The 26,735-nt window shown below is 65.4% G+C and carries 25 protein-coding genes; 15 read left to right on the forward strand and 10 right to left on the reverse strand.

What is annotated here, in order from left to right; all coding sequences use genetic code 11:
- Positions 1 to 2 precede the first annotated feature (2 nt).
- Positions 3 to 1,331 (forward strand): sensor histidine kinase, encoded by a 1,329-nt coding sequence (locus ACVMB1_RS08785; RefSeq protein WP_141343149.1) that lies wholly within the window; start codon positions 3 to 5, stop codon positions 1,329 to 1,331.
- A gap of 33 nt (positions 1,332 to 1,364) precedes the next feature.
- Here ACVMB1_RS08785 and ACVMB1_RS08790 read toward each other — a convergent pair whose 3' ends face one another.
- The 6 genes from ACVMB1_RS08790 to ACVMB1_RS08815 all read right to left on the reverse strand — a co-directional run bounded on the left by ACVMB1_RS08790 (position 1,365) and on the right by ACVMB1_RS08815 (position 7,959).
- Positions 1,365 to 2,645, reverse strand: a complete 1,281-nt coding sequence (locus ACVMB1_RS08790) for a M20/M25/M40 family metallo-hydrolase (RefSeq protein ID WP_076826444.1) — start codon at positions 2,643 to 2,645, stop codon at positions 1,365 to 1,367.
- A gap of 217 nt (positions 2,646 to 2,862) precedes the next feature.
- The gene (locus tag ACVMB1_RS08795) at positions 2,863 to 4,464 is read right to left on the reverse strand and encodes a TRAP transporter large permease (RefSeq protein WP_057017254.1); all 1,602 of its coding nucleotides are present in this window, start codon (positions 4,462 to 4,464) and stop codon (positions 2,863 to 2,865) included.
- The gene (locus ACVMB1_RS08800; RefSeq protein WP_028334243.1) at positions 4,461 to 5,000 is read right to left on the reverse strand and encodes a TRAP transporter small permease subunit; all 540 of its coding nucleotides are present in this window, start codon (positions 4,998 to 5,000) and stop codon (positions 4,461 to 4,463) included. The genes ACVMB1_RS08795 and ACVMB1_RS08800 overlap by 4 nt, the downstream gene beginning before the upstream one ends.
- Before the next feature lie 342 nt (positions 5,001 to 5,342).
- Positions 5,343 to 6,377 carry a GTP 3',8-cyclase MoaA gene (gene moaA, locus ACVMB1_RS08805; protein WP_168858324.1) on the reverse strand — a complete coding sequence of 345 codons (1,035 nt, stop codon included), beginning with the start codon at positions 6,375 to 6,377 and terminating at the stop codon, positions 5,343 to 5,345.
- A gap of 254 nt (positions 6,378 to 6,631) precedes the next feature.
- Positions 6,632 to 7,117, reverse strand: coding sequence for a PEGA domain-containing protein (locus tag ACVMB1_RS08810; RefSeq protein ID WP_076826447.1), 486 nt, complete (start codon positions 7,115 to 7,117; stop codon positions 6,632 to 6,634).
- Positions 7,118 to 7,278: 161 nt separating this feature from the next.
- Complete coding sequence (locus ACVMB1_RS08815; RefSeq protein WP_076826449.1) at positions 7,279 to 7,959, reverse strand: HAD hydrolase-like protein; 681 nt, start codon at positions 7,957 to 7,959, stop codon at positions 7,279 to 7,281.
- 76 nt (positions 7,960 to 8,035) lie between these two features.
- On the opposite strand from ACVMB1_RS08815, the gene ACVMB1_RS08820 reads away from it, so the two are divergent.
- The 6 genes from ACVMB1_RS08820 (at position 8,036) to ACVMB1_RS08845 (ending at position 12,926) form a co-directional block, all read left to right on the forward strand.
- Positions 8,036 to 8,869, forward strand: a complete 834-nt coding sequence (locus ACVMB1_RS08820; RefSeq protein ID WP_057017258.1) for an SDR family NAD(P)-dependent oxidoreductase — start codon at positions 8,036 to 8,038, stop codon at positions 8,867 to 8,869.
- A gap of 108 nt (positions 8,870 to 8,977) precedes the next feature.
- Positions 8,978 to 9,676 carry a ribose-5-phosphate isomerase RpiA gene (gene rpiA / locus ACVMB1_RS08825; protein ID WP_141340543.1) on the forward strand — a complete coding sequence of 233 codons (699 nt, stop codon included), beginning with the start codon at positions 8,978 to 8,980 and terminating at the stop codon, positions 9,674 to 9,676.
- A gap of 23 nt (positions 9,677 to 9,699) precedes the next feature.
- Positions 9,700 to 10,230, forward strand: a complete 531-nt coding sequence (locus tag ACVMB1_RS08830; RefSeq protein ID WP_057017260.1) for a DUF2059 domain-containing protein — start codon at positions 9,700 to 9,702, stop codon at positions 10,228 to 10,230.
- A 216-nt stretch (positions 10,231 to 10,446) separates the two neighbouring features.
- On the forward strand, positions 10,447 to 11,832 hold the full coding sequence (gene gor / locus ACVMB1_RS08835) for a glutathione-disulfide reductase (protein WP_456848498.1): 1,386 nt from the start codon (positions 10,447 to 10,449) through the stop codon (positions 11,830 to 11,832).
- A gap of 473 nt (positions 11,833 to 12,305) precedes the next feature.
- Complete coding sequence (locus tag ACVMB1_RS08840; protein ID WP_057017262.1) at positions 12,306 to 12,515, forward strand: DUF2934 domain-containing protein; 210 nt, start codon at positions 12,306 to 12,308, stop codon at positions 12,513 to 12,515.
- A 57-nt stretch (positions 12,516 to 12,572) separates the two neighbouring features.
- The gene (locus ACVMB1_RS08845; RefSeq protein WP_076826452.1) at positions 12,573 to 12,926 is read left to right on the forward strand and encodes a cupin domain-containing protein; all 354 of its coding nucleotides are present in this window, start codon (positions 12,573 to 12,575) and stop codon (positions 12,924 to 12,926) included.
- Positions 12,927 to 13,112: 186 nt separating this feature from the next.
- On the opposite strand, the gene ACVMB1_RS08850 is transcribed toward ACVMB1_RS08845, so the two are convergent.
- A complete protein-coding gene (locus ACVMB1_RS08850; RefSeq protein WP_456848500.1) occupies positions 13,113 to 13,985 on the reverse strand; it encodes an alpha/beta hydrolase family protein in 873 nt (290 codons plus the stop codon).
- A 151-nt stretch (positions 13,986 to 14,136) separates the two neighbouring features.
- Here ACVMB1_RS08850 and ACVMB1_RS08855 point away from each other — a divergent pair, with 151 nt between their 5' ends.
- From ACVMB1_RS08855 to ACVMB1_RS08865, 3 genes are all read left to right on the forward strand, one after another.
- A complete protein-coding gene (locus ACVMB1_RS08855) occupies positions 14,137 to 15,525 on the forward strand; it encodes a class II 3-deoxy-7-phosphoheptulonate synthase (protein WP_028334252.1) in 1,389 nt (462 codons plus the stop codon).
- Between the two features lie 49 nt (positions 15,526 to 15,574).
- The gene (locus ACVMB1_RS08860; RefSeq protein ID WP_028334253.1) at positions 15,575 to 15,928 is read left to right on the forward strand and encodes a diacylglycerol kinase; all 354 of its coding nucleotides are present in this window, start codon (positions 15,575 to 15,577) and stop codon (positions 15,926 to 15,928) included.
- A gap of 149 nt (positions 15,929 to 16,077) precedes the next feature.
- The gene (locus ACVMB1_RS08865; protein WP_456848502.1) at positions 16,078 to 17,829 is read left to right on the forward strand and encodes an NAD+ synthase; all 1,752 of its coding nucleotides are present in this window, start codon (positions 16,078 to 16,080) and stop codon (positions 17,827 to 17,829) included.
- Between the two features lie 7 nt (positions 17,830 to 17,836).
- On the opposite strand, the gene ACVMB1_RS08870 is transcribed toward ACVMB1_RS08865, so the two are convergent.
- Positions 17,837 to 19,003: a DUF2865 domain-containing protein gene (locus tag ACVMB1_RS08870; protein WP_076826456.1), complete on the reverse strand. Its 1,167-nt coding sequence runs from the start codon at positions 19,001 to 19,003 to the stop codon at positions 17,837 to 17,839.
- A 143-nt stretch (positions 19,004 to 19,146) separates the two neighbouring features.
- The gene (locus ACVMB1_RS08875) at positions 19,147 to 19,470 is read right to left on the reverse strand and encodes a hypothetical protein (RefSeq protein ID WP_057017266.1); all 324 of its coding nucleotides are present in this window, start codon (positions 19,468 to 19,470) and stop codon (positions 19,147 to 19,149) included.
- A 294-nt stretch (positions 19,471 to 19,764) separates the two neighbouring features.
- On the opposite strand from ACVMB1_RS08875, the gene cysS reads away from it, so the two are divergent.
- The 4 genes from cysS (at position 19,765) to ACVMB1_RS08895 (ending at position 23,765) form a co-directional block, all read left to right on the forward strand.
- The gene (cysS, locus tag ACVMB1_RS08880; RefSeq protein ID WP_141340544.1) at positions 19,765 to 21,180 is read left to right on the forward strand and encodes a cysteine--tRNA ligase; all 1,416 of its coding nucleotides are present in this window, start codon (positions 19,765 to 19,767) and stop codon (positions 21,178 to 21,180) included.
- Complete coding sequence (locus ACVMB1_RS08885; RefSeq protein ID WP_141340545.1) at positions 21,177 to 21,683, forward strand: GNAT family N-acetyltransferase; 507 nt, start codon at positions 21,177 to 21,179, stop codon at positions 21,681 to 21,683. The genes cysS and ACVMB1_RS08885 overlap by 4 nt, the downstream gene beginning before the upstream one ends.
- Positions 21,680 to 23,278, forward strand: coding sequence for a citramalate synthase (cimA, locus tag ACVMB1_RS08890; RefSeq protein WP_141340546.1), 1,599 nt, complete (start codon positions 21,680 to 21,682; stop codon positions 23,276 to 23,278). The genes ACVMB1_RS08885 and cimA overlap by 4 nt, the downstream gene beginning before the upstream one ends.
- A gap of 109 nt (positions 23,279 to 23,387) precedes the next feature.
- The gene (locus ACVMB1_RS08895; protein ID WP_057017270.1) at positions 23,388 to 23,765 is read left to right on the forward strand and encodes a VOC family protein; all 378 of its coding nucleotides are present in this window, start codon (positions 23,388 to 23,390) and stop codon (positions 23,763 to 23,765) included.
- A 160-nt stretch (positions 23,766 to 23,925) separates the two neighbouring features.
- Here ACVMB1_RS08895 and ACVMB1_RS08900 read toward each other — a convergent pair whose 3' ends face one another.
- Positions 23,926 to 24,531 (reverse strand): LOG family protein, encoded by a 606-nt coding sequence (locus ACVMB1_RS08900; RefSeq protein ID WP_141340547.1) that lies wholly within the window; start codon positions 24,529 to 24,531, stop codon positions 23,926 to 23,928.
- Between the two features lie 213 nt (positions 24,532 to 24,744).
- Here ACVMB1_RS08900 and ACVMB1_RS08905 point away from each other — a divergent pair, with 213 nt between their 5' ends.
- Positions 24,745 to 26,733, forward strand: coding sequence for an ABCB family ABC transporter ATP-binding protein/permease (locus tag ACVMB1_RS08905; RefSeq protein ID WP_246786570.1), 1,989 nt, complete (start codon positions 24,745 to 24,747; stop codon positions 26,731 to 26,733).
- Positions 26,734 to 26,735 lie beyond the last annotated feature (2 nt).

The following is a 26,735-nucleotide window of genomic DNA, read 5'->3' on the forward strand; positions in this document are numbered from 1 at the left end:
GCGTGTTCCGCTTCAAGTCGCTGACGTCGCGGATCGTGTTCCTGCACATCGTGGCGGTCGCGGTCGCGGCGATCTTCCTGCCGCTGCTGCTGCTGTGGCTGTTGAATTCGGAGATCAATCAGCTGCATCGCGAAGCGATGCGCGACCAGGCCGCCGATCTCGGCCAGAACCTCTCGGTCGATGCCGCGGGCAAGGTGCAACTCAACCTGCCGGACAGCCTGAAGGGACTCTATTCCGACGCCTATGGCCGCTACCGCTACGACATCTACGATGCCGACGGTCACCTGCTGTTTTCGTCGCATCGCGAGGCGCCGCGACTGCCGGCGTCCGCCAACCGGATTTCCGGTGCCAGCGTCACCAAGCTGCTCGGCGGCCAGACGCTGCGCATCCTGGTCGCCGAGGACCTGTCGCATCGCGACGTCATCATCGACGACATCGTCTCCAATTTCTTTCGGCGGGTCGGCTGGATCACCATCCCGATCCTTCTGATCCTGCTTGCCACCGACATCCTGATCTTCCGCCGCGCGGTGACACCGCTGTTGCGGGCCTCGGAGGAGGCGAGAAGCATCGGGCCGGCAAGGACCGATATCCGCCTCCCGACGGAGGGGATTCCAAGCGAGATCCTGCCGCTGGTGACCGCCGTCAACCAGGCGTTCGATCGCCTTGAGGAAGGCTTTCACGTGCAGCGCCAGTTCACGGCCGATGCCGCGCATCAGCTGCGCACGCCGCTTGCGATCCTCAGGACCCGAATCGAAACGCTCGATGCGGCCAAGGGGACCAGGGAGCTGCATGCCGACATCGAGAGCATGAGCCGCATCGTCAGCCAGCTGCTCGAGATCGCCGAGCTCGACACGCTGGTGCTGGATCCCGGCGAGACCGCGGATTTGCGCGCGGTGTGCGCCGAGGTGGTCGGCTCGATCGCGCCCTACGCGCTGGCGCAGCGGAAAGATATCGCGTTGCGCGGCACCGACAGTCCGGTGCAGGTCAGGGGCAATGCGGAGATGCTGCAGCGGGCCATCTTCAATCTGGCGGAGAACGCCATCAAGTACACCGCCGAGAGGACTTCGGTCGATGTCGAGGTGCACGACAACGGTTCGGTGCAGGTGCGCGACTGCGGGCCGGGAATTGCGCCCGCCGAGCAGGGCCTGATCTTCCAGCGCTTCTGGCGCAGCGATCGCCAGCGCACCGACGGCGCGGGGCTCGGGCTCTCGATCGTGCGCGGCGTCGTCGACGATCACGATGCGACGGTGAGGGTGGAGAACCTGCCGTCCGGCGGCGCCCAGTTCACGCTGCGCTTCCGCCTCGCCAAGGCGGAGCCGGCGGCGTCCTGAGCCGGCCCGCGAACGCGCCGCGGCCTTGCCGGTCTACTTCACCTTGCCGTCGGACAGATCCATGATCATGCGCGTGGTCAAATAGAGGCGCGGCACGATGCTGTTGATCTGCACGTATTCCACATCGTTGGAGTGCGCGCCGAAGCCCGACAGGCCCATGCCTTCCACCACGGCGCCCTTGGTCTTGAGGGCGGCAAATGCCGCGTCGGTGCCGCCGCCGGTGGCCCGCTCGGCCACGTTCAGCGCCATGCCGAGTTCCTGATAAATCGTCTTGCCGTGGCCGGCCACGCGGCGCGAGGCGTCGCTGGCTTCGAGCGGGGGGCGGCGCACCTCGAACTTCACGTCCACCCCGGAGTCCGGCAGCAGGCGGTTCTTGATCCTGTCCTGCAGGGCTTTCTCGAGCTCGTCGAAATCCGCCATTTTGAGCGCGCGCGCATCGGCCTGGGCGGTGGCTTCGGCGGGGATCACGTTGCGGTTGGTGCCGGACTTGGACACCGTCCAGTTCAGCTTCAGGCCCTGCTCCGGCTTGGACAGGTCCTTCATCTGCAGCACCTGGTGTGACAGCTCATAGAGCGCATTCACGCCGCCTTCGGGCCTGGCGCCGGCATGCGACGACTTGCCGTGCACCGTGAGGTAGGCCGAGCCGATGCCGCTGGTGGCGAGGCGCAGCGTGCCGTCGGTGCCGCCGCCCTCGAACGAGAACACGGCATCCTGTTCCGCGGCGAGGCGGGTGATGGTGCTGCGCCAGCCGGGCGAAGAGATCTCCTCGTCGCCATTGATCAGCACGGTGAGCGTGCCGTAATTTTTGAAGTTCAGCTTCTGCAGCAACGCCACGGCGTGGAGGATGGTGGCGACGCCCTGCTTGTCATCGGCAATGCCGAGCCCATAGGCCTTGTCGCCATCGATGCGGAAGGGTTGGTCCTTCAGCATGCCCTTGAGATACACCGTATCCATGTGCGCGATCAGCATGATCTTCGCGCTGCCCGTGCCCTTGAAGACGGCCTGCACGGCGGGACCGATCTTCTCCGGCGTGTCGTCGAGGCGGTAGATATCGGTGGTCTGCAGGATATCGACCGTGCCGCCGAGCTGCTTGAGCTGGCCGGCGATTCGCTCGGCGAGCTGGTTCAGGCCCTCGATGTCCTTGCTGCCGGATTCGATCTGCACGAGGTCGCGCAGGGTGTCGAGCAGCGGCTGCTGTTCCTGTTGCGCCAGCGCGCGAATGTCGGCTGCATGCGCTGCGGGCGCGGCAAGCGCCAGACCAAGCGACAGCATCAGCGGGCGAATGAGCGAGCGGGCGGGATGCAATTGGGGCATGGCGGCGATCTGTGAGTTGGAGGACGATCCGTATCCCCGTCTTCACAGGCCTCGCCGGTGCCGTCAACAGCGGCGTGCCTCGCGCCCGCGAGCGTTTTCGAGCGAAGTGGACGCCGGTTCGCGTGAAGAAAACGCGACAAAACGAGAATCCAGGGCTTCGGTTCTGATTTAATCAGAACCGAAATGCTCTGGGCACGCCGAATGCGCTGATGCCGGGCTACTGTTTCGGCTGTCCGAAGTCGAGCGGCGGCAGGTCGATCTGCGGCACCTCGATCTTGACCTTGTTGAGGTCGACATCGAGCGGCTTGTCGAGCAGTCCGGTGACGACGACCGGGAACGCGATCACCAGCGCCACCATGATCGCCTGCAAGCCGATCCACGGCATTGCGCCCCAGTAGATGTCCGAGCTCTTCACTTCCTTGGGCGCCACGCCGCGCAGATAGAACAGCGCGAAGCCGAATGGCGGATGCAGGAACGAGGTCTGCATGTTGACGCAGAGCATCACGCCGAACCAGATCAGCGCGGCGTCGGGGCCGACCACCGGCGCCAGCACCTTCTGCGCGATCGGCGCGACCATCGGCAGGATGATGAAGGCGATCTCGAAGAAGTCGAGGAAGAACGCCAGGAAGAAGATGAACAGGTTGATGAAGATCAGGAAGCCCCAGACGCCGCCGGGCAGCGAGGTCAGATGGTGCTCCAGCCAGGTGCCGCCGGATACGCCGAGGAACACGACCGAGAAGCAGGTCGAGCCGATCAGGATGAAGGTGACCATGCAGGTGATCCGCATGGTGGTCTCGTAGCCCTGCTTGATCAGGTCGCGCAGGTCCGGGATCTTGACGGCCTCGAGGCAGATCCAGACCACCGCGGCGTAGGTGATCGCGAAGGCGAGCTTGAAGAGCAGGTTCTCGCTGTAGAGCATCGCGATGATGGTGCCGATGCCGCCGGCGATCACACCGACCATCAGCACCTTGTTGCCGGTGGCGCTGAAATCCTTGTGGTGGATGGCGGCGAGCACGATGGCGCCGACCGCGCCCATGGCGCCGGCTTCCGTCGGGGTCGCAAGGCCCATCATCATGGTGCCGAGCACGACGAAGATCAGTACCGCCGAGGGGATGATGCCGAGCAGGCACTTCTTCCACAGCGCCCACCCGGTCAGCGTGCGCGCCTCGATCGGCACCGCCGGCACATGGCTCGGCTTGAAGATGCCGAGCAGGAAGGTGTAGCCGGCGAACAGCAGGATCTGGAACACCGATGGGCCCCAGGCGCCGAGATACATGTCGCCGACCGACTTGCCGAGCTGGTCGGCGAGCACGATCAGGACGAGAGAGGGAGGGACAAGTTGCGTGATGGTGCCGGAGGCGGCGAGCACGCCGGTGATGTAGCGGATGTTGTAGCCGTAGCGGATCATCACCGGCATCGAGATCAGCGCCATCGCGATCACCTGCGCTGCCACCGTGCCGGTGATGGCGCCGAGGATGAAGCCGACGATGATCACGGAATAGCCGAGGCCGCCGCGGATCGGGCCGAACAGCTGGCCCATCGAATCCAGCATGTCCTCGGCGAGCCCGCATCTCTCCAATATCGCGCCCATGAAGGTGAAGAAAGGGATCGCCAGCAGCAGCTCGTTGGACAGCACGCTGCCGAAGATGCGGCCCGGGATCGCCTGCAGGAAGTTGAGGTCGAAGAAGCCGAGATAGATCGAGAGGAACCCGAACGACAGGCCGACCGCGGCGAGCGTGAACGCCACCGGATAACCGATCAGCATCGCTACGATCAGGCCGCCGAACATCAGTGGCGGCATCATCTCCAGCGTGATCATTGAGTCGGCCTCTCATACTTCGCGTCGATGGTCACGTAGCCCTGCAGCGCGGCGATCCGCTTGATCACCTCTGAGACGCCTTGCAGCGCAAGCATCACGAAGCCGGACGGGATAACGAACTTGATCGGCCAGCGCAGCAGGCCGCCGGCGTTGCCGCTCATCTCGCCGACTGCATAGGCCTGGTAGAAGAACGGCCATGACAGATAGGCGAGCAGGAGGCAGGCCGGGATCAGGAAGAACAGCGTTCCGATCAGGTCGAGCCAGAGCTGGCCGCGTTCGGACAGCATCAGATACATGATCTCGACGCGGACATGCTCGTTGCGCTTGAAGGTGTAGGAGGCGCCGAACATCACGAGGATCGCGAACATGTACCACTGCGCCTCGAGCCAGCCGTTCGACGAGTAGCTGAACGCGTAGCGGATCATGGCGTTGCCGGCGCTGACCAGGCACGAGATCAGCACCAGCAGGTTGCAGATGTAGCCGATCTTCTCGTTGAGTTGGTCGATGGCCTGACTTAATGCCAACAATGGGCGCATCACGATCTCCACGGTCGCGCCATCCGCGCGCCGAATATCTCTTCAAGCATCATCTGGCCGCCGCGCGCATGCGCACGGAGCCACGGCTCACTTTCAGGAGCAGTTGCAAACGTTCGTCCTCCCCCGAAATCCGCTTCAGCCGTTCTTGGCTGCCGGGAATCGTCGACAAGAGCCGACGGAGGGCAGCGGCCTATGCTGGCCAGACTAGCGTGAAAGCTGATTCACCAAATCAGCGCCATGGAACGCCGTCAATCGGAAAATGGACAAATTGACGCCGCGGCAAACTGTTGTCCCGCCTTGGTAATCGGGGGACAGGCCGCGCGTCGGGAGGGAGCTTGAAGACTAGCCGCCGGTCACGCTCATGTGGCGGCTGACGCTCGGACGGTTGTGGCGGCGGTCGATGATGAAATCGTGCCCCTTCGGCTTCAGTCCGATGGCGCGGTCGATGGCCGCCGCCAGCAAATCGTTGTCGGCGGAGGCACGCAGCGGCCGGCGCAGGTCGGAGGCGTCCTCGTGGCCGAGGCAGGTGTGCAGCGTGCCGGTGCAGGTGATCCGCACCCGGTTGCAGGATTCGCAGAAATTATGGGTCATCGGCGTGATGAAGCCGAGCTTGCCGCCGGTCTCGGCGACCCGGACGTAGCGGGCGGGCCCGCCGGTGTCGTCGGGCAGATCGGTCAGGGTGTAGTGTTTCTCGAGCCGCGCGCGCATCAAGGACAGCGGCACGTACTGATCGATCCGGCCTTCGCCGATGTCGCCCATCGGCATCACCTCGATCAAGGTGAGGCCCATGCCCTTGCCGTGCGCCCATTCCATCAGCGCCGGTATCTCGTCCTCGTTCAGGTTCTTCAGCGCGACCGCGTTGATCTTGACCGCGAGTCCCGCCGACCGCGCCGCCTCGATGCCCGACAGCACCTTGTCGATGTCGCCCCAGCGGGTGATGGCCCGGAATTTTACGGGGTCGAGGGTGTCGAGCGAGACGTTGACGCGGCGCACGCCGCAATCGGCCAGCTCCTGGGCGAAGCGCGCCAGCTGCGAACCGTTGGTGGTCAGCGTCAATTCGTCGAGTGCGCCCGTGGTCAGATGGCGCGACAGCGAGCGGACCAGGCCCATCACGTTGCGGCGGACCAGCGGCTCGCCGCCGGTGAGGCGGATCTTGCGCACGCCCTTGGCGACGAAGGCCGAGCAGAGCCGGTCGAGCTCTTCCAGCGTCAAGAGATCGGCCTTCGGCAGGAAGGTCATGTCCTCCGACATGCAGTAGAAGCAGCGCAGGTCGCAGCGGTCAGTGACGGAGACGCGCAAATAGCGGATGGTCCGGCCGAACGGATCGGTCATCGGACGAAACAGCGTGTCGGAATGTGCTTGCGTGGATCCGTTCATTCAGTTCGGGCCTTGCAATCTGTTTCCTGCCTGCCGCGCCGTGATCGGCTCCGGCATCCGCAATCTATGCATGTTGGCGCGTTGTCACAATGCGTCCCAAGGGATGATCGTATGGATGATCCGCAGCATGCAAAGCGATAGGCGAGGCAGATCGCGCGATGCATGATCGCAATCGCGGATGTGTCTCGACCAAATACAAAAACCGGCTTTGGGCCGGGCTCTTGTGCAGTGCAAATGCGGTTCGGCCGCCCGCGCTAGCGCGACGGCGCGGCGGCCGGCGCCGGCGCAGCCGCGCTCGGGGCGGGGAACGCGGAGTCCGGAGCGGCGGCAGGCGCCGCAGCGGCAGCCGGTTTCGGCTTCTTCTTCCGTATCGGCTTCTTCGCCGCGCGCGGCGGCGGTCCGGCCGGCTGCAGCTCGGCGAACACCGGACTGGGATCCAGCGTCGTGGTGGCCGGCGTGGTGAAGTCGCCGGGAACGCGGGTCACGGTGACCGGAACGGTCGCCGGCTGGAACTTCGGCATGTTGAAGGTGACGGAGAAGTTGGTCTCCGGCGCCGGGATCGACACGGTGCAGGGCGTCTTGCAGCCCGGTCCGAGCGAGGTCACGGCGTCGGCGCCCGGCGGGTTTGAATCCAGCTGAACCGGCATCGGCGGCGGCGCCGACTTGAACGAATCCAATGAGAAGGAGGAGCAGCCGGCCAGGCTCAGCCCGGCGGCCGCAATCACGATGATACGACGCATGATCCACACTCTACTGCGGCAATCAGCCACAATCCCCGGAGCGGACCATAGGTGCGTCGGAACAGAGGCGCAACAGCGGGGGGCCTGCTCGTTAAAGGATGGTTAATGGTGGAATCGCATGGCTAAATATTGCCAAGCGATATCAGTGTGTTGCGGAAAGTTTATGCCGCGCTCAGGCTGGCGACGGCGTCCGGCAGATCGCGCATATGGCTGATCAGCCGGTCCGGCTTCAGCTCGGTCATCGGAACGTCGGTATAGCCAAAATCGACGCCGATCACCGGGACCTGGGCGCGCCTTGCGACCCCGACATCGGGGCCAGCATCGCCGACCATGATGGCGCCGGGCAGCCGGCCGCCGGCGCGGGCCACCGTCTCGCGCAGGAACGTCGGATCGGGTTTTGCGATGCCGAAGGTATCGGCGCCGCAGATCGCGGCGAAGCGCTTGGTCAGGCCGAGCCGGTCGAGCAGCAGCTTCGACAGCCATTCCAGCTTGTTGGTGCACACCGCAAAGCGATGGCCCTTTGCTTCGAGCCGGTCGAGCGCGGCCTCGAGCCCGTCGAACGGTCGCGAGCCGTCGGCGATATGCTCGGCATAATAGTCGACGAAATCCGCGGTCAAGCGGTCGAGGTCACCGACGCTGACCGCGCGTCCTTCCACCTCGAGCCCGCGTTCGAGCAGCTTGCGGGCGCCGGCGCCGATCATGCTGCGCGCGGCCGCCAGCGGCACCGGCCGCAGGCCCTCGCGGTCGAGCACATGGTTCAGCGCGCCGATCAGATCGGGCGCGGTGTCGACCAGCGTGCCGTCGAGATCGAATACGACGATGGGGGGAGAGGCGGCGGACATGATGCTTTTGGCTATCGGGCCGGGCGCTGCGATGCAAGAGTAGATGTGGGCACGTCATGAGATAGGGGAGGCTGAGATGCGGGAACTTGCCGGAAAAGCCGCTTTCGTCACCGGCGCGGCCAGCGGAATCGGACTGGCGATGGCAACCGCCTTTGCTCGCGAGGGCATGAAGGTGATGCTCGCCGACATTGAAGCCGGTCCGCTGGACAAGGCCGTCGATGCGCTGCGCGCCGGCGGCGCGGATGCTCATGGCGTGGTCTGCGACGTTGCCGATCCCCTAAGCGTCGATCGCGCGGCGGAGGCGTCGTTCCGCGCCTTCGGCAAGGTCCATGTCGTCTGCAACAATGCCGGCGTCGCGGCCGGCGGCGGCATTGACCCGATCTCGGTCGACGACTGGCGCTGGGTGATCGACGTCAATCTGATGGGCGTCGTGCACGGCATCAGGAGCTTCCTGCCGCACATCCGCGGGCACGGCGAGGGTGGCCATATCGTCAATACGGCTTCGATGGCCGGGATGAATGCCGGGCTTGGCTTGAGCCCGTATTCGGCGACCAAGTTCGCCGTCGTCAGCCTGTCCGAAGGGCTCGCCATGCAGCTCAGGCCGCTCGGGATCGGCGTCAGCGTGCTCTGTCCGAGCTTTGTGCGGACCCGGATCGGCGAGAGCGGGCGCAACCGCCCGGAGCAGTACGGCCCGACCCGTCAGCTCGATCCGGCAAGCCCGATGGCCGCTGTCGTCGCCGAGATCGCGCGACGCCTGGAGGCCGGTCTCGATCCGGCGTCGGTTGCAGGACATGTGCTGGCCGCGATCCGCGACGACCAGTTCTACATTTTCACCCACCCCGGGATGCGGGCCGAGGTCGAACAGCGCTTTTCGGCGATTTTGGCCGCGATGGACGCCGTTTCGGCCTAAAGACTGGTCCGCTTGCCGCTATTCCTGCCTGCAAAACGACGCTAGATATGCGCCCGCCGGGCCACCCGATGGCGGCCCGTAACGGACCAACCGAGGGGCTATCGGCACGTGGACATGGACGCACTGAAACGCCAGGCGGCGGCGCGCGCGCTCGAAGAGGTGCGCGACGGCATGAAGCTCGGGCTCGGCACCGGATCGACCGCGAAGCATTTCGTCGAGCTGCTCGGCGAGAAGGTCCGGTCGGGCATGAAGGTGATCGGCGTGCCGACCTCGGAAGCGACCCGCGCGGATGCGATCCGCTGCGGCATTCCGCTGACCACGCTGGACGAGATCGACCATCTCGACCTCACCATCGACGGCGCCGACGAGATCGATCCGGCGCTCAACCTGATCAAGGGCGGCGGCGGGGCGCTGCTGCGCGAGAAGATCGTCGCGGCCGCCAGTGATCGCATGATCGTGATCGCCGACGACAGCAAATGGGTCGACGTGCTCGGCCGCTTTCCGTTGCCGGTCGAGGTGATCCCGTTCGGGCTCGCCGCGACCCAGGCCGCGATGGCGCGGGCGTTTTCAGAGGCCGGCGTATCCGGCGAAATGCTGGTCCGTCAGGGCAAGGACGGTCACGTTTTTGTCACCGATGGCGGCCACTGGATCGTCGATGCCCATCTCGGCCGGATCGGCGATCCGCCGCGTCTTGCCGGTTTGCTCAGCGTGATTCCGGGCGTGGTCGAACACGGCCTGTTCATCGGGCTTGGCAGCGTCGCCGTGCTGGCCGGCGTGCAGGGAATTCGGGTTGTTGAACGGCCATGAGGCCGCAAGCAAGGAGACTTGGAATGAATCGTTTTTCGGGACTTTTGTCGGCTGCGGCGCTGGCGGCTGGACTGGCGCTCGCACCGGCGATGGCGCAGCAGCCGCAGCTGCCTCCCATGCCCCAGGTCAAGCAGTCGACCCCCGCGGCGATTGGGTACGCCAAGGAAATCCTTCAGATGAAGAACGTGCAGGTGATGTATGCCGGCGCCGTTCCTGGAATCATCGAGAAGACCAAGACCGGTCTGCTCCAGCAATACCTCAACTACCAGAAGGACCTCAACGAGGTCGCGCTCGTCATCGCCAAGAACCTGGGTGGCAGTGAGAAGGAAATCGGCGAAGGCATGGCGCAGCTCTACGCCGCCGAGTTCACCGAGCAGGAGCTGAAGGATCTCGTGATCTTCTACAAGACGCCGCTCGGTCAGAAGCTTCTGACCTCTGAGCCCAAGGCAATCAACGATTCGCTGCAATATATGCAGCAGTGGGCGCAGCAGTTTGGCGTGATCGTCAACGCCCAGTTCAAGGCCGAGATGAAGAAGCGCGGCAAGGATATCTAAACGACGCCTCAGCATGACGGGCGTCAAGTTGAGTGCGCCGCACTAATCTACGTCATTGCGAGCGAAGCGAAGCAATCCATTGTCCCACAAGCGGAGAGATGGATTGCTTCGTCGCTATCGCTCCTCGCAATGACGGCGGTGAAAGACTAGATGCCCTCAAGCTGAGGGAAAGCAGTTGATCAAGCCGAATTCCGGCGATTAGAGCTGAGATTTACCATGGCCGAGTTTGACGTCGACCTGTTTGTCATCGGTGGTGGTTCGGGCGGCGTTCGTGCCGCCCGCATCGCCGCGGGTTACGGTGCGAAGGTCATGGTCGCCGAAGAGTACCGGATGGGCGGCACCTGCGTGATCCGCGGCTGCGTGCCGAAGAAGCTGTTCGTGATCGGCAGCCACGTCCACGACGAGATCGAGGACGCGGCCGGCTTCGGCTGGAGCATCGGGCAGGTCTCGTTCGACTGGGCCACTCTCGTCGCCAACAAGGACAAGGAGATCGCCCGGCTCGAGGGCGCCTACACCACCAACGTCGAGAAGTCGGGCGCACGGATCGCGAAGACCCGCGCGGTGCTTGAGGATGCCCACACCATCAGACTCGCCACCGGCGAGAAGGTGACGGCGAAGTACATCCTGATCGCGACCGGCGGCGCGCCCAATCACGGGCCGATCGTGCCCGGCATCGAGCACGTGATCTCCTCCAACGAGGCGTTTCACCTCAAGGAGCTGCCGAAGCGGATCGTGATCCAGGGCGGCGGCTACATCGCGCTGGAATTCGCCGGCATCTTCGCCGGCTTCGGCTCCGACGTCACGGTAATCTATCGCGGCGACAACATCCTGCGCGGCTTCGACGAGGACGTGCGCAAGCATGTCCGCGCCGAGATGGAGAAGCGCGGCATCACCATCATCACCGGCTGCACGGTGGCGAAGGTCGACAAGCACGGCCGTGACTTCACCACGCACCTGTCGAGCGGCTCGAGCATCGCCTCCGACCAGGTGATGTTCGCGATCGGCCGGCATCCCAATGTCGCCAATCTCGGGCTTGAGACCGCCGGCGTCGCCATCAATCCCGCCAATGGCGGCATCCAGGTCGACGGCTGGTCGAAGACCTCGGTCGACAACATCTATGCGGTCGGCGACGTCACCCACCGCACCAATCTGACCCCGGTTGCGATCCGCGAGGGCCATGCCTTCGCCGACACGGTGTTCGGCAAGCGCCCGGTCGAGGTCGACCACGCCACGATCCCGACCGCGGTGTTCTCGCAGCCGGAGGTCGGCACCGTTGGTCTGACGGAAGAGGAGGCGCGGGCGCAGTTCAGCCACGTCGACATCTACAAGACCGATTTCCGCCCGATCAAGGCGACGATGTCCGGCCGCGACACCCGCGTGCTGATGAAGCTCGTGGTCGACGGCGCGAGCGACCGCGTGCTCGGCTGCCACATCGTCGGCGATAGCGCCGCCGAAATCACCCAGGCCGTCGCGATCGCCGTCAAGATGAAGGCGACCAAGGCCGATTTCGACGCCACCATCGCGCTGCATCCGACCGCTTCCGAAGAGCTGGTGACGATGCGGACGCCCACCGCGCGCCACGTGCGCCAGGCGGCGGAGTAGCGGTAGCCCGCAGGCCGGCGCTGCCGTCCTGGTGTTCTCCTGGCGATGGGGAACGGGGAATGAGCCCTGCCTGACAGCCCAACGCCGCCCGCTTAAAATACATGCGGACGGCGCTGTCTCTAGCCCCAGGAAGGTTGGCAAAATCCTGATGAGTTTTTGTCTGCGGAAGCGGGGCAAAGGTTTCATACCTCGGAAGGGGTAGCGCGCCTCCGCAAGACCGGCGCCGACGGCCGCGCTTCGTGCCCGGGAATTAGGGCACCCTTGTTGACATGCACATCCACCCGGGACTTTTCCTCAGGGCCGCTTCGCGCGCTCAAATCGAACGCGGTTTCCGGCGAATGGTCTGCGCAACGGCGCTTGTGCACAGGCGATGCGCCATCGGCGCGCGGCCGTCTCGCGCACCCTGGAACCTTGCGCTATGCTGTCCGTTCCACTCTCAAACAGTTTGATGTCTCAAATTGAGGGAGCCGCGCATGAGAGGCCCAACCGAGCAGGAGATCCGGACCCGCGCCTACGAATTATGGAAGGACGCCGGCGAGCCGCCGGGCAAGATGGATCAGCTCTGGTATCAGGCCGAAAAGGAACTGCTGGCGCGGCGGGCCACCAACGGCGAAGCGCCTTGCGACATCAACGGGCACAATGGGCCGAGTACATATCCGGAGAGGCTGAGGGGCGTGCATTGAGTGCGTCGCGCGGCTGAGCTAACGAGTCCGGCAGGCTGGCCCGGACCCGGAGGCATCATGAGCGGCGCGATCGATCTTTCGCAGAAACTGTCGACATTCAGCGATCACTGGTCGCCGTGCACCGTGGCGCAATTCAATGCCTGCGACGTCATGGTGGTAAAGGTGCAGGGCGAATTCGTCTGGCACAAGCACGACGACACCGACGATTTCTTCCTCGTGCTGAAAGGCATCCTCGACATCGAGCTGCGCGACCGCACCGTGACGCTAACGCCCGGCCAGATGTACATCGTGCCGAAAGGCGTCGAGCATCGCCCCGTCGCGCGGGAAGAGGTGCATCTGCTGCTGATCGAGCCGACCGGGACACCGAACACGGGCGATGCTGCGACGGCGGCGCCGCGGAAGGTGGTGTGAGGCTGGCAGGATGGGTGGAGCGAAGCGATACCCATCATCTTGACCGCGAATCCGAGTTGAAGAGCAAAGCTCGCGCGATTCATGTCGCGAGAATGCGAAATTATGACTCACCAGCAGCGCAATAAATGCGTCGTCGTCCCTGCTTTCGCATTGCGAAAGCAGGGACGACGACGGAGAGTGCCGCGTCTATCCCTCCGCCTCAATCCACTCCGCGGCACCGCGCCACAGCGCGTCGCGGTGGTCGCTGCGGAAGAAGCCGAGATGGCCGATCGCTTTTGCGCCGGCGTCGGCGGGACGGATCGAGATGATCTCCGGCGTGATCGACGTGAAGGCGGAGCACAGCAATTCGACCGCCGGCCGCGTTGCCCAGGTGTCGTCGGTCATGACAAGCGCGCGGAGCTTGCCCTTGAACTTCGGAAAATTCTCGCGCGCTGTCAGCGTGGCATCATCGAGCAGATAGCGCTCCCGCATCACCCAGCTCCGCCATTGCTCGAACGCGCCCCTCGGCAGGTCCATGCCGAGGCCGGCCCAAGCGGGGAGGTAACCGAGCGTGCGCGCCAGCGGCAGGCCGACGCCGGTCATGAAGGCGACGACGCGGTAGCGCTCGGGCGAGGCCATCAGCTTCCAATAGGCAGCCTGCGATGCGATCAGGAGCGCGCGCGGGATCTCGGCATTGTTGGCAAGCAGCCCGAGCGCCTGGCCGCCGAAGGAGTGGCCGACATAGGCGAAGGGGAGGCTGCGATAGCGCTCGCGCATCCAGCTCACCGCCGCGGTGGCGTCGAGCGCAGCCCAGTCCGCCATCGGCCGGCTACCGCCGGTGCCGCGGTAGTCGTAGGTCAGTACCGCGGCGCCGCGGCGGGCGAGGTAGCCGGCGAAGCCGCGATAGACCTTGCGGGGCACGGCAGTCGCCGAATTGATCAGCACGGCCTGACGCCGCGTGCCGCGCGGCAGGAACAGCGTCGCGGCGAGCGGATAGCCGTCCGCGGCCGGCACGACGATGTCGTCGCTAAAAACGTCGTCCAGCGCGGCGGAGGCCACGGCGATTTCCCCGGCATTCATGCTATGCTCTACCAAATGCGAATTCGGATTTCCCTGCAAGGGCTTGACCAGATTGCAGGAATCCTTCTAGCGGGAAAGCGGAGCCCTGTGTATAAGCCGGGCTTTCGTCATGCCGTGATTAAGTTGCGGTTTTTGCTCAGGAGTTGACCTCATGTCCGAGCGGTGGACACCCGATAGCTGGCGCGCCAAGAAGGTGCTGCAGGTGCCCGATTATCCCGATGCCAAGGCATTGGCCGATGTCGAGGCCCAGCTGGCGACTTTTCCGCCGCTGGTGTTCGCGGGCGAGGCGCGCAGCCTGAAGAAGGCGCTGGGGCGGGTCGCCGCCGGCGAGGCCTTCCTGCTGCAGGGCGGCGACTGCGCCGAGAGCTTTGCCGAGCACGGCGCCAACAACATCCGCGACTTCTTCCGCGTCCTGTTGCAGATGGCGGTCGTGCTGACCTATGCCGGCGCGCTGCCGGTGGTGAAGGTCGGCCGGATCGCCGGCCAGTTCGCCAAGCCGCGCTCGTCGCCGACCGAGAAGCAGGGCGACGTCGAGCTGCCGAGCTATCGCGGCGACATCGTCAACGACATCGCCTTCACCCCGGAAGCGCGCATTCCCGATCCGCAGCGCCAGCTGATGGCTTATCGGCAATCCGCCGCGACGCTGAACCTGCTGCGCGCGTTCGCCACCGGTGGTTTCGCCAATCTCGGCAGCGTGCATCAGTGGATGCTCGGCTTCCTGAAGGATTCGCCGCAATCACGCCGCTACAAGGAGCTGGCCGACCGTATCTCGGATGCGCTGAACTTCATGCGCGCCTGCGGCCTCGACCTCGAGAGCCATCCCGAGCTGCGCGCCACCGATTTCTACACCAGCCACGAGGCGCTGCTGCTCGGCTACGAGCAGGCGATGACGCGGGTCGATTCCACCACCGGCGACTGGTACGCGACCTCCGGCCACATGATCTGGATCGGCGACCGAACCCGTCAGCTCGATCACGGCCATGTCGAATATTTCCGCGGCATCAAGAACCCGATCGGCCTGAAATGCGGCCCGTCGCTGAAGCCGGACGAACTGTTGAAGCTGATCGACATCCTCAATCCCGACGATGAGCCGGGGCGCCTGACCCTGATCAACCGGTTCGGCGCCGACAAGGTCGGCGACCATCTGCCAGGCCTGATCCGCGCCGTGCAGCGGGAAGGGCGCAAGGTGGTGTGGTCGTGCGATCCGATGCACGGCAACACCATCACCTCGACCTCGGGCTACAAGACGCGGCCGTTCGATCGCGTGCTGTCGGAGGTGAGGTCGTTCTTCCAGATCCACGCTGCTGAAGGCACCCATGCCGGCGGCGTGCACCTGGAGATGACCGGACAGGACGTCACCGAATGCATCGGCGGCGCGCGCGCCATCACCGATGAGGACCTCAACGACCGCTACCACACGGTCTGCGATCCCCGTCTTAATGCCGAACAGTCGATCGACATGGCCTTCCTGATCGCCGAACTCCTGAAGCAGGAGCGCGCCGGCAAGGTCAAGCCGATGCCGGCCGCTGCGGGGTTGTGATTGGGGCTGTGGCTTGGGCAGGCAGTGACTTGGACTTGGGGGCCGTGACTTGCTGAGGTTCTGGCGAGCCACCATCAACTCGCGCAACGGGCTGGCATTCGCCATTCGCTCGGAGCAGGCGATTCGCGAGGAGGTGGTGGCGCTGGCGCTGTCGCTGCCGCTGGCCTGGCTGGTCGGCGCCACCGTGATGCGCCGGGTCGAATTGGTTGCGACCGTGGTGCTGGTGCTCGTCATCGAGCTGCTCAACACCGCGATCGAGAAGCTCGCCGATCGCCTGACCATGGATCACGATCCGCAGATCGGGCGGGTCAAGGACATGGGCTCGGCCGCGGTCGGCGTCGCGCTCGTCATGGCCGGGCTGTTCTGGCTGTTCGCCCTCGCCGAACGCATGGGCGCGTTCTGATTCCCGAGCATGATCCGGAAACGTGGGAACCGGTTTTCCGATCAGATCATGCTCAAAAGAAGCTCCCGCCGGTCATGGCGCGATTTCTGCAATCGCACCATGACCGGAAGGTGATTGAAGTTTGCGGTTGTGCAGGACAACTTAAGCGTATGAGCGAACAACAGATCAAGATTACCCTGGCGCAACTCAATCCGACGGTCGGTGACGTCACCGGCAACGCCGCGAGGGCGCGCGCCGCGCGCGAGAAAGCCAAGGCCGACGGCGCCGACCTCGTGGTGCTGTCGGAACTGTTCATCACCGGCTACCCGCCGGAGGATCTGGTGCTCAAGCCGGCGTTCCAGTCGGCCTGCCGCGCCGCGATCGAGGAACTGGCGCGCGAGACCAGGGATGGTGGCCCAGCGATGCTGATCGGCACGCCGTGGGTCGAGGACGGCAAGCTCTACAATGCCTGCGCGCTGCTCGACGGCGGCCGCATCGCCGCGCTGCGCTTCAAGGCCAATCTGCCGAATTACGGCGTGTTCGACGAGAAGCGGCTGTTCGCGCGCGGCCCGGCGCCGGGCCCGGTGACGGTGCGCGGCGTGCGTATCGGCGTGCCGATCTGCGAGGACATCTGGCTCGAGGAGTCCGAAGAATACGAGAACGTCATCGAATGTCTCGCCGAGACCGGCGCCGAGATTCTCGTGGTGCCGAACGGCTCGCCCTATGCCCGCGACAAGGCCGACCTCAGGCTGTCGATCGTCGTCGCGCGCGTCACTGAGAGCGGGCTGCCGCTGGTCTATCTCAACGAGGTCGGCGGCCAGGACGAGCTGATCTTCGACGGCGCCTCGTTCGCGCTGAATGCCGATCTTTCCGTCGCGGCGCAGCTTCCGGCGTTCGAGGAGAACATCACGACGCTGACCTGGCGCAAGACCGCCGACGGCTGGCGCTGCAACGGGCCGATCACGGCGCAGCTCGAGGGCGACAAGGCCGATTACGCGGCCTGCGTGCTCGGTCTGCGCGACTATGTCCGCAAGAACGGTTTTCCCGGCGTGCTGCTCGGCGTCTCCGGCGGCATCGACTCGGCGCTGTGCGCGGCGATCGCGGTCGATGCGCTCGGCGCCGACAAGGTGCGCGGCGTGATGCTGCCGTTCCGCTACACCGCGCAGGTGTCGCTCGACGATGCCGCCAAGCTCGCCGCGGCGCTCGGCATCCGCTACGAGATCCTGCCGATCGCCGATGCCGTGAACGGCTTCGAGACGATTCTGGCGCCGGTGTTCAAGGGGCTGGAGCGCGACATCACCGAGGAGAATTTGCAGGCGCGCGCCCGCGGCACGCTGTTGATGGCGATCTCCAACAAGACCGGCGCCATGGTGGTGACCACCGGCAACAAGTCGGAGATGTCGGTCGGCTACGCCACGCTGTACGGCGACATGAACGGCGGCTTCAATCCGATCAAGGACATCTACAAGACCGAGGTGTTTCGCCTGTCGAGCCTGCGCAATGGCTGGAAGCCGGACGGCGCGCTCGGGCCGTCAGGCGAGGTGATCCCGGTCAACATCATCATCCGGCCGCCGACCGCCGAGTTGCGCGAGAACCAGACCGACCAGGATTCGCTGCCGCCCTACGACGTGCTGGACGCGATCCTCGAGCGGCTGGTGGAGCGCGAGGAGCCGCTGGCGACCATCATCGAAGCCGGCTTCGACCGCGACGTGGTGGCCCGGGTCGATCGCCTGCTCAACATCGCCGAATACAAGCGGCGGCAGGCGGCGCCGGGGGTGAAGGTGACGCGGAAGAACTTCGGCCGCGACCGCCGCTATCCCATCACCAACCGCTTCCGCGATTTCGGCAAGGCGCTGCCGGCGCCCGACGAGACGCTGGTGGCGCGCACCTCGCGCGCGTCGGCGGAAGCGTTCGAGGGCTGAACTCTTCTTACCGCTTGGGAATGAAGGTCGGGCCGACGGTGCGGATCTGGCCGTCGCTCGCCGGCGCGGCCGGTGCCGCGGCGTCAGCGGCGGCGGGCTGCTGTTGAGCTGCGGCTGCGGGCGCGCCCTTCTTGCCGGCGGCGGCCTTGGTCTGGGCGCGCTGCTGCATCTTCCGCGCGCTCTCCTCGGTGACGATGATGTCACCCTGCTGCTCGGCGGACGCCTTGTCGTCGACCGCCTTCAGCGCCTCGGCCCAGCTCTGGCCGGCCGGCTTGCAGGAGCAGGATGGATTGAACTCGGTGCGGTACTTGAAGGCGTTCGGCAGCGACGAGTAGGACACGCCGCTGATCGAGACCGCCTGGTTGATGTCCTCGCCGGGATTTCGGTAGGTGAACAGGCTGGCATCCGCGGCAGGGCACTGCGCCTTGCAGATCTGCTCGTCGGCGGCGAAGCGCGCCTGCACGGTCGCGAACGAGATCGGGAAATAGGCGCCGTCGCAGGTGCGGACGCAGACGGTGCGGAAGGTCCCGGACTGGGCGCCATACTGCGCATCGGGCGGGGGCAGCGGATTGTTGGGATTGCCGCCGCCACCGCCGCCGAACAGGTTCTCGAGGAAGTTGCCGGGGCCACGCGCGGCCGCGGCATATTGCGGGCCGCAATTATTCTGCGCCAGAGCGGTCAGGACCGAACGGCGCTGGTTCTCGCGGTCGGCGCCGCCGAGCCCGCCCGAGCGCAGCCGCTCGAGATTGGCGGTGATCTGGTCGAGATTGGCGCGCATCTGCTGGATCTGGGTGTTGACCGGACCGCACTGCGCCGAATTGTTGTTGAAGAGCGAGAAGAATCCGGAGCTGTCGCAGCCCATGCGCCGGGCCTGCGCCGTCACGCGATCGAGCTCGCCCTGCTGGCGGGTTGCCGCGTCCTGATAGCGGCGGATCTGCTCGTCCTTGGCCGGGTCGCCGGAGCCGCCGCCGCGGTCGATCGCCGCCAGCTGGCCTTCGAGCCGGCCGCACATCGGATTGGCCTGCGGATTGGGCTGTGGCGCGCCTTGCGGAGCCGGACCGGGCGGGCCGGGCGGCACTTGCGCCAGGGCATGCGTGGCGGGCAGGGACATGCCGGCCAGCACGGCGCAACTCAGAAACCAGCGGGAGAAGCGAGAACGGGAGCTATTGGGCATATCCGGCCATTAAAACGACGCCGCGCGGCGATCAACGCCAAAGCGCGCGGGCAAGGCCGCTGCAATAGCCGTTTCTCGGGGCAGCGTCACGTCGTTTCCGGGGCGCCGGTGTGGCAATAACCCCGTCTGGCCAGCGGCTTGGCTCAGCGCTGGCAGGTGATGGCGACGAATTCACCACAGCTGTTGCCGTTGCATTTTTCATTCGCGGCGTGCGGAACCGCACCGGTGATCTCGTCGGGATCGACGCGGCGGTAATTGGTGGCCTGCGCAAAATCGCGTGACCGGCAATAGGCGCGGGCGGCGGAGGCACCGCAGCGATCGCCGCGGGCGAGGCACTGGTCGATGCCGTAGCCGTCGGCCTGGTTGGCGACGATGAAGACGCGGCTGTCGGCCAGCGCGGCCGAGGAAACAAGGAAGGACGGAGCAACAAAGAGCGTGCAGGCAATCAATGCTGAAACAGGCCGCATGGTGCACCAGTGAAAATGGCGGGGAAACCGCAAGCGACCGGATACGCCCAAATCCTTAATAATGATTAACCATGAGGGCGTTGACGTGATTTCGGTGCGGAGCGGGTGGCTAACTGCCCGAAAACAGCCCCTTGACGCAATAATGGGGCCGTGAGACATGGTGGAACCATGAACGGCCACCTCGCCATCTGCAGCATTTGCCGCGAGATTATGAGCTAGCGATTCGCTGGCTGAGGCCGTCTTTTCTCAACACATGAGAGCATTGGACCGCCCGGCCGCAAGGGAACGGTTTCCATGGATTTGCGCCTCTACGATACGCTGACCCGGGAGAAGCGGCCGTTTGTGCCGCTCGATGCCGAAAACGTCCGCATGTATGCCTGCGGACCGACGGTCTACGACTTCGCCCATATCGGCAACGGCCGCGCTGCCATCGTTTTCGACGTGCTGTTTCGCGTGCTGCGCCATCGCTATGGCGCCGATCACGTGACCTATGTCCGCAACGTCACCGACGTCGACGACAAGATCAACGTCCGCGCCGCGCGGGATTATCCCGGCGTGCCGCTGAACGAGGCGATCCGCAAGGTCACCGAGCAGACCTATCAGCAGTATCAGGACGACGTCACGGCGCTCGGCTGCTTGCCGCCGACCGTGCAGCCGCGCGCGACCGAGCACATCCCGGAGATGCGCGCCATCATCGAGAAGCTGGTTGCCGGCGGCTTTGCCTATGTCGCCGAGGATCATGTGCTGTTCTCGCCGCAGGCGATGAACGCGGCCAATTCGATGTTGCCGCGTTACGGCGCGCTGTCGAAGCGTTCGCTCGACGAGATGATCGCCGGCGCCCGCGTCGATGTCGCGCCCTACAAGCGCGACAACACCGATTTCGTGCTGTGGAAGCCGTCGAAGCCGGGCGAGCCGTCATGGCCGTCGCCCGCAGGCATCAAGGTCGAGGGCCGCCCCGGCTGGCACATCGAGTGCTCGGCAATGGCCTGGAAGCATCTCGGCGAGAAGTTCGACATTCACGGCGGCGGCATCGACCTGGTGTTCCCGCACCATGAGAACGAGCTAGCCCAGACCTGCTGCGCGTTCCACTCCGACCGCATGGCCAATGTCTGGATGCACAACGGTTTCCTGCAGATCGAAAGCGAGAAGATGTCGAAGTCGCTCGGCAACTTCTTCACGATCCGCGATCTGTTGGCCGATTGGCCCGGCGAGGTGCTGCGGCTTGCCATGCTGAAGACGCATTATCGTTCGCCGCTCGACTGGACCGCCAAGGCCACCGAGGAGGCCGCGAAGACACTCGACGACTGGTACGCGGTCGCGGCCGACGCCGATCCCGGCGCGCCGTCGCCGGCGATGGTCGAGGCGCTCTACGACGACCTCAATACGGCGCAGGCGATGGCCGTGCTGCACGGCCTGCGCGGTGCTGCGTCGAGCAGCGAACAGAGCCGCAGGGAGTTTGCCGGCTCGCTCCGGCTGCTCGGCTTCCTGTCGGAGAGCGCGGCCGCGTGGGAGGCCCGCAAGCAGCAGGCGAGCGGTGTCGATGCCGCCGCGGTGGAAGCACTGATCACCGAGCGCACCGCGGCGCGGGCCCGCAAGGACTTCAAGGAGTCGGATCGGATCCGCGATCAGCTCGCCGCGATGGGCGTGGCGATCAAGGACGGAAAGGATGCCGAAGGAAAGCCGATCACCACCTGGGAGGTCGCGCGATGAGCCGCTCCGCGCCCGCCTTGCGCCCGTATCTGCCCGACGACGCGCCGCTGCTGGCGGCGATCTTCGCGGCCTCGATCATGGACCTGACCGGCGACGACTACAGCGAGGCGCAGCAGGAAGCCTGGGCGATGGCCGCCGACGACGAGGCGGCCTTCGGCAAGAAGCTCGCCGGCCAGCTCACGCTGATCGCGACCTTGCAGGGCGCCCCGGTCGGTTTCGCCTCGCTGAAGGGCGCCGATCTCATCGACATGCTCTATGTGCATCCGAGCGCGGTCGGGCAGGGTGTCGGCAGCGCGCTGTGCGATGCGCTTGAGAAGATCGCGAGTGCCCGCGGCACCAAGACCCTGAAGGTCGATGCCAGCGACACCGCGCTGGAATTCTTCCGCAAGCGCGGCTACGTCGCTCAGCAGCGCAACTCGGTCACTATCAACGACGAGTGGCTCGCCAACACCACGATGCAGAAGCAGCTCGATGGTGTCGCGACCCCGGGAGGCCACGCGTGAGCCGCGAGCGCCTCTATCTGTTCGACACCACGCTGCGCGACGGCGCGCAGACCAATGGCGTCGACTTCACCCTGCAGGACAAGCAGGTGATATCAGGCATGCTCGACGCGCTCGGCATCGACTATGTCGAGGGCGGCTATCCCGGCGCCAATCCGACCGACACCGAGTTCTTCAGCAAGAAGCCTGCGTTCGACCACGCACGCTTCACCGCCTTCGGCATGACGCGGCGGCCGGGCCGCTCGGCGTCGAACGATCCCGGGCTTGCCGGCATCCTCGAGGCCAAGGCGGACGCGATCTGCTTCGTCGCGAAATCCTCCGCCTACCAGGTCCGCGTCGCGCTCGAGACCACGAATGAGGAGAACCTCGCCTCGATCCGCGACAGCGTCGCTGCCGCGAAGGCGCTCGGCCGCGAGGTGATGGTCGACTGCGAGCATTTCTTCGACGGCTACAAGGAGAACCGCGACTACGCGCTCGCCTGCGCCAAGGCGGCCTATCAGGCCGGCGCCCGCTGGGTGGTGCTGTGCGACACCAATGGCGGCACCATGCCGCATGAGATCGAGACCATCGTCGGCGAAGTCATCAAGCAGGTGCCCGGCGCCCATCTCGGCATCCACGCCCATAACGACACCGAGCAGGCGGTCGCCAATTCGCTCGCCGCGGTGCGGGCCGGCGCGCGGCAGATCCAGGGCACGCTCAACGGCCTCGGCGAGCGCTGCGGCAACGCCAACCTCTGCTCACTGATCCCGACCTTGAAGCTGAAGCAGGAGTTTGCCGACAAGTTCGAGATCGGCGTCACCACGGAGAAGCTGGCGACGCTGATGAAGGTGTCGCGCACGCTCGACGACATGCTGAACCGCGCGCCCAACCGCCATGCGGCCTATGTCGGCGAAAGCGCATTCGTCACCAAGACCGGCATCCATGCCTCGGCTGTCATGAAGGATCCGCAGACCTATGAGCACGTGCTGCCGGATTCCGTCGGCAATCACCGCAAGGTGCTGGTGTCCGATCAGGCCGGCCGCTCCAACGTGATGGCCGAGCTCGACCGTGCCGGCATCGCCTATGACAAGAGCGATCCGCGGCTGACGCGGCTGGTCGAGGAATTGAAGGAGCGCGAGGCCGCGGGCTTCGCCTATGAATCAGCCAACGCGTCGTTCGATCTCTTGGCGCGCCGCACGCTCGGCAAGGTGCCGGAATATTTCAAGGTCGAGCAGTTCGACGTCAATGTCGAACAGCGCTACAACGCCAACGGCCAGCGCGTCACCGTGGCGCTCGCGGTGGTGAAGGTCGATGTCGACGGCGAGCGGCTGATCTCGGCCGCCGAAGGCAACGGCCCGGTCAACGCGCTCGACGTCGCGCTGCGCAAGGACCTCGGCAAGTACCAGAAATATATCGATGGCCTGAAGCTGATCGACTACCGCGTGCGTATCCTCAATGGTGGCACCGAGGCGGTCACGCGCGTCTTGATCGAGAGCGAGGACGAGACCGGCGAGAGCTGGACCACGGTCGGCGTCTCGCCCAACATCATCGACGCCTCGTTCCAGGCGCTGATGGATTCGGTGTTCTACAAGCTGGTGAAGTCGGGCGCGCAGGCGTGAGTGATTGAGCCGTCATTCCGGGGCGATGCGAAGCAGCGAACCCGGAATCTCGAGATTCCGGGTCTGGTCCTTCGGACCATCCCGGAATGACAACGGGGAGGGAGTATCCATGATCGACCACGTCTCCGTCGGCGTTCGCGATCTGGAACGGGCCGCGCGGTTCTACGAGCCGACGTTGGCCGCGCTTGGCCTGAGCCGCCTCGTCACGCGGCCGGCGACGGTCGGCTTCGGCAAGGCCTATCCAGAATTCTGGATCAATCTGCGCGCCACGATGGCGCAGGTGCCGCATGAGAGCGGCACCCATATCTGCCTGCGCGCGAAGACTACCGCGGAGGTCGACGCCTTCCACGCCGCTGCGTTGGCGTCCGGCGGCCTCTCCGATGGTCCTCCGGGCCTGCGCCCGCACGACCGCGTGCGCTACTATGCGGCCTTCGTCCTCGATCCCGACGGCAACCGCATCGAGGCCGTGACGTTTCCGAGCGAGTAGTAAGGATTTCAGGCTAGCACTTGTCTCGACCCGTCATCCTGAGGAGCGCGTAGCGCGTCTCGAAGGATGCACGGCCACCAGCGGGGCCGTCGTGCTTCGAGACGGCCGCTCTGCGGCCTCCTCAGCATGACGGTCATGGAGCCGAAAGTGCGGCGAACAGTTACAGCCGCCGCGCCACTTCGGGCGCGAGATCCTTCGCGGCCTCGGGCGTGCGTGCCACCGCCGAACGCAGCCGCGGCAGGATCTCGTCGATGCGATCGGCCATCAGCACGTTGATCGGCAGCGTGGGGCGGATGAACTCGGTCATGCGCATGTGGTTCAAAAGCGAGAGCAGGGGCTCCCAGAAATTGTCGATGTTGGCGAGCAGGATCGGCTTGTGGTGACGGCCGAGCTGCTGCCAGGTCAATTGCTCGACCAACTCTTCCAGCGTGCCGATGCCGCCCGGCAGCGCGACGAACGCATCCGAGCGCTCGAACATCAGGCGCTTGCGCTCATGCATGTCGGGCGTGACGATCATCTCCTGAACCGAAGTCAACGCGTTCTCGCGCGCGCGCAGGAATTCGGGAATGATGCCGGTGACGGAGCCACCGTGATCGAGCGTCGATCTCGCGACCGCGCCCATCAAGCCGATCGAGCCGCCGCCATAGACCAGGCGCACGTTGTTTTCGGCAAAGCTCTTGCCGAGCGCGACGGCAGCTTCAACGAAACGGGGATTGTTACCGGGGCCGGAGCCGCAATAAACACAGACAGTCTTGATTTGGTTCATACGTTCCTTGTGGCACTGCAGCGTAAACAGGGTCAAGACTCCCATATGGGGATTGAGGGCCAAAAAATCCCGTAAATTCCCGCGAATCGCGAACAATTTTCGTCATAAGCCTGTACGCCGCGTTCAAACGATCTATATGACGGGCACAATGGCAAACCGTGGAAAAGATGTCGCAGCGGAGCGCCGCGCCGTGGCCGCGCGGGCGGGCGCCTGATGGTGCCGCCGCAACAGAGTGTGACCGGCGCCGCACAGCCCACGGCCACGCCGCCGGCCGCCGAGAAGGGGACGCTGCTCGGCACCCTCGTTCGTCTCTGGCCCTACATCTGGCCCGGCGATCGCGCCGATTTGAAGACGCGCGTGATCTGGTCGGTGGTGCTGCTGCTGTTCGCCAAGCTCGCGACGCTGTCGGTGCCGTTCACCTTCAAATGGGCGATCGATGCGCTGAACGGCACCGGCTCGGCGCCGGTCGCGGCCTCGAACTGGGTGGTCTGGCTGATCGCCTCGCCGGTGCTGATGACGATCAGCTACGGCGCGGTGCGCATCATCATGGCGGTGCTGACGCAGTGGCGCGACGGCATCTTCGCCCGCGTCGCCATGCATGCGGTGCGGCGGCTCGCCTATATCACCTTCGTGCACATGCATGAGCTGTCGCTGCGCTTCCATCTCGAGCGCAAGACCGGCGGCCTGACCCGCGTCCTTGAGCGCGGCCGCTCCGGCATCGAGACCATCGTGCGGATGGTGATCCTGCAGCTGATCCCGACCATCGTCGAGGTCGCGCTGCTGGCGGCGGTGCTGCTCTGGCAGTTCGACTGGCGCTACGTGCTCGCGGTGCTGCTCACGGTCGTCGTGTTCATGTACTTCACCTATATCGCGACCGAGTGGCGGATCGAGATCCGCCGCAGGATGAACGATTCCGACACCGAGGCGAACACCAAGGCGATCGACTCGCTGCTCAACTACGAGACGGTGAAATATTTCGGCGCCGAGGAGCGCGAGGCGCGGCGCTACGACCGCTCGATGGAGCGCTACGAGCAGGCCAGCGTGAAGACCTATACCTCGCTCGCGGTGCTCAACACCGGGCAGGCGATCATCTTCACCGCCGGGCTGACCGCGACCATGCTGATGTGCGCGTTCGGCATCCGCAACGGCACCCACACTGTCGGCGATTTCGTGCTGATCAATTCGATGATGATCCAGCTCTACCAGCCGCTGAATTTCATGGGCATGGTCTATCGCGAGATCAAGCAGGCGATCATCGACATCGAGAAGATGTTCGACGTGCTGGCGCGCGATCCCGAGGTGAGGGACATTCCGGGGGCCAAGCCGCTCGCGGTGTCATCCGGCAGCGTGCGGTTCGAGGATGTCCGCTTCTCCTACGAGGCGGACCGGCCGATCCTCAAGGGCCTGAGCTTCGAGGTGCCGGCCGGCAAGACGGTTGCGATCGTCGGTCCCTCCGGCGCCGGCAAGTCGACGATCTCGCGGCTGCTGTTCCGCCTCTACGACGTCTCGAGCGGCCGCATCCTGATCGACGGCCAGGACATCAAGACCGTGACGCAGGCCTCGCTGCGCTCGGCGATCGGCATGGTGCCGCAGGACACCGTGCTGTTCAACGACACCATCCGCTACAACATCCGCTATGGCCGCTGGGATGCCGGCGACGACGAGGTGGAGGAGGCGGCGCGCCTCGCGCAGATCGACGGCTTCATCCGGATGTCGCCGCAGGGCTATGAGACGCAGGTCGGCGAGCGCGGCCTGAAACTCTCCGGCGGCGAGAAGCAGCGCGTTGCGATCGCGCGCACGGTGCTGAAGGCGCCGCCGATCCTGGTGCTGGACGAGGCGACCTCCGCGCTCGACAGCCACACCGAGCACGAGATCCAGGGCGCGCTGGAGCGGGTCTCGCGCAACCGCACCTCGCTGGTGATCGCGCACCGGCTGTCGACCATCGTCGGCGCCGACGAGATCATCGTGCTGGACCAGGGCCGGATCGCCGAGCGCGGCACCCACGCGCGGCTTTTGGCCGCCGACGGCCTCTATGCCAGCATGTGGAACCGGCAACGCGAGGCCGAGGAGGCCCGCGAACGGCTCGCCCAGGTCGATGACGACGGCACCGCGCCGAATCGGCTGCCGCCGGCGGTCACCGAAACGTCGGAGGATTCCAGCCCTGATGCGGGTGAGAAACCCTTGCCGACCGCCGCGGAATAGTC

Source organism: Bradyrhizobium sp. USDA 4504 (assembly GCF_054063995.1).

Bases quoted from the DNA above. Each gene is read 5' to 3' on its own strand.
- ACVMB1_RS08855 (WP_028334252.1), top strand. From the start codon at position 14,137: ATGTCCGAGCGGTGGACACCCGATAGCTGGCGCGCCAAGAAGGTGCTG.
- ACVMB1_RS08905 (WP_246786570.1), top strand. From the start codon at position 24,745: ATGGTGCCGCCGCAACAGAGTGTGACCGGCGCCGCACAGCCCACGGCC.
- ACVMB1_RS08820 (WP_057017258.1), top strand. From the start codon at position 8,036: ATGCGGGAACTTGCCGGAAAAGCCGCTTTCGTCACCGGCGCGGCCAGC.
- ACVMB1_RS08870 (WP_076826456.1), bottom strand. From the start codon at position 19,003: ATGCCCAATAGCTCCCGTTCTCGCTTCTCCCGCTGGTTTCTGAGTTGC.
- ACVMB1_RS08795 (WP_057017254.1), bottom strand. From the start codon at position 4,464: ATGATCACGCTGGAGATGATGCCGCCACTGATGTTCGGCGGCCTGATC.
- ACVMB1_RS08900 (WP_141340547.1), bottom strand. From the start codon at position 24,531: ATGAACCAAATCAAGACTGTCTGTGTTTATTGCGGCTCCGGCCCCGGT.
- ACVMB1_RS08895 (WP_057017270.1), top strand. From the start codon at position 23,388: ATGATCGACCACGTCTCCGTCGGCGTTCGCGATCTGGAACGGGCCGCG.
- gor (WP_456848498.1), top strand. From the start codon at position 10,447: ATGGCCGAGTTTGACGTCGACCTGTTTGTCATCGGTGGTGGTTCGGGC.
- ACVMB1_RS08875 (WP_057017266.1), bottom strand. From the start codon at position 19,470: ATGCGGCCTGTTTCAGCATTGATTGCCTGCACGCTCTTTGTTGCTCCG.
- ACVMB1_RS08840 (WP_057017262.1), top strand. From the start codon at position 12,306: ATGAGAGGCCCAACCGAGCAGGAGATCCGGACCCGCGCCTACGAATTA.
- ACVMB1_RS08815 (WP_076826449.1), bottom strand. From the start codon at position 7,959: ATGTCCGCCGCCTCTCCCCCCATCGTCGTATTCGATCTCGACGGCACG.
- ACVMB1_RS08800 (WP_028334243.1), bottom strand. From the start codon at position 5,000: ATGCGCCCATTGTTGGCATTAAGTCAGGCCATCGACCAACTCAACGAG.
- ACVMB1_RS08830 (WP_057017260.1), top strand. From the start codon at position 9,700: ATGAATCGTTTTTCGGGACTTTTGTCGGCTGCGGCGCTGGCGGCTGGA.
- ACVMB1_RS08865 (WP_456848502.1), top strand. From the start codon at position 16,078: ATGAGCGAACAACAGATCAAGATTACCCTGGCGCAACTCAATCCGACG.
- moaA (WP_168858324.1), bottom strand. From the start codon at position 6,377: ATGAACGGATCCACGCAAGCACATTCCGACACGCTGTTTCGTCCGATG.
- ACVMB1_RS08850 (WP_456848500.1), bottom strand. From the start codon at position 13,985: ATGAATGCCGGGGAAATCGCCGTGGCCTCCGCCGCGCTGGACGACGTT.
- ACVMB1_RS08845 (WP_076826452.1), top strand. From the start codon at position 12,573: ATGAGCGGCGCGATCGATCTTTCGCAGAAACTGTCGACATTCAGCGAT.
- cysS (WP_141340544.1), top strand. From the start codon at position 19,765: ATGGATTTGCGCCTCTACGATACGCTGACCCGGGAGAAGCGGCCGTTT.
- ACVMB1_RS08885 (WP_141340545.1), top strand. From the start codon at position 21,177: ATGAGCCGCTCCGCGCCCGCCTTGCGCCCGTATCTGCCCGACGACGCG.
- ACVMB1_RS08790 (WP_076826444.1), bottom strand. From the start codon at position 2,645: ATGCCCCAATTGCATCCCGCCCGCTCGCTCATTCGCCCGCTGATGCTG.
- ACVMB1_RS08810 (WP_076826447.1), bottom strand. From the start codon at position 7,117: ATGCGTCGTATCATCGTGATTGCGGCCGCCGGGCTGAGCCTGGCCGGC.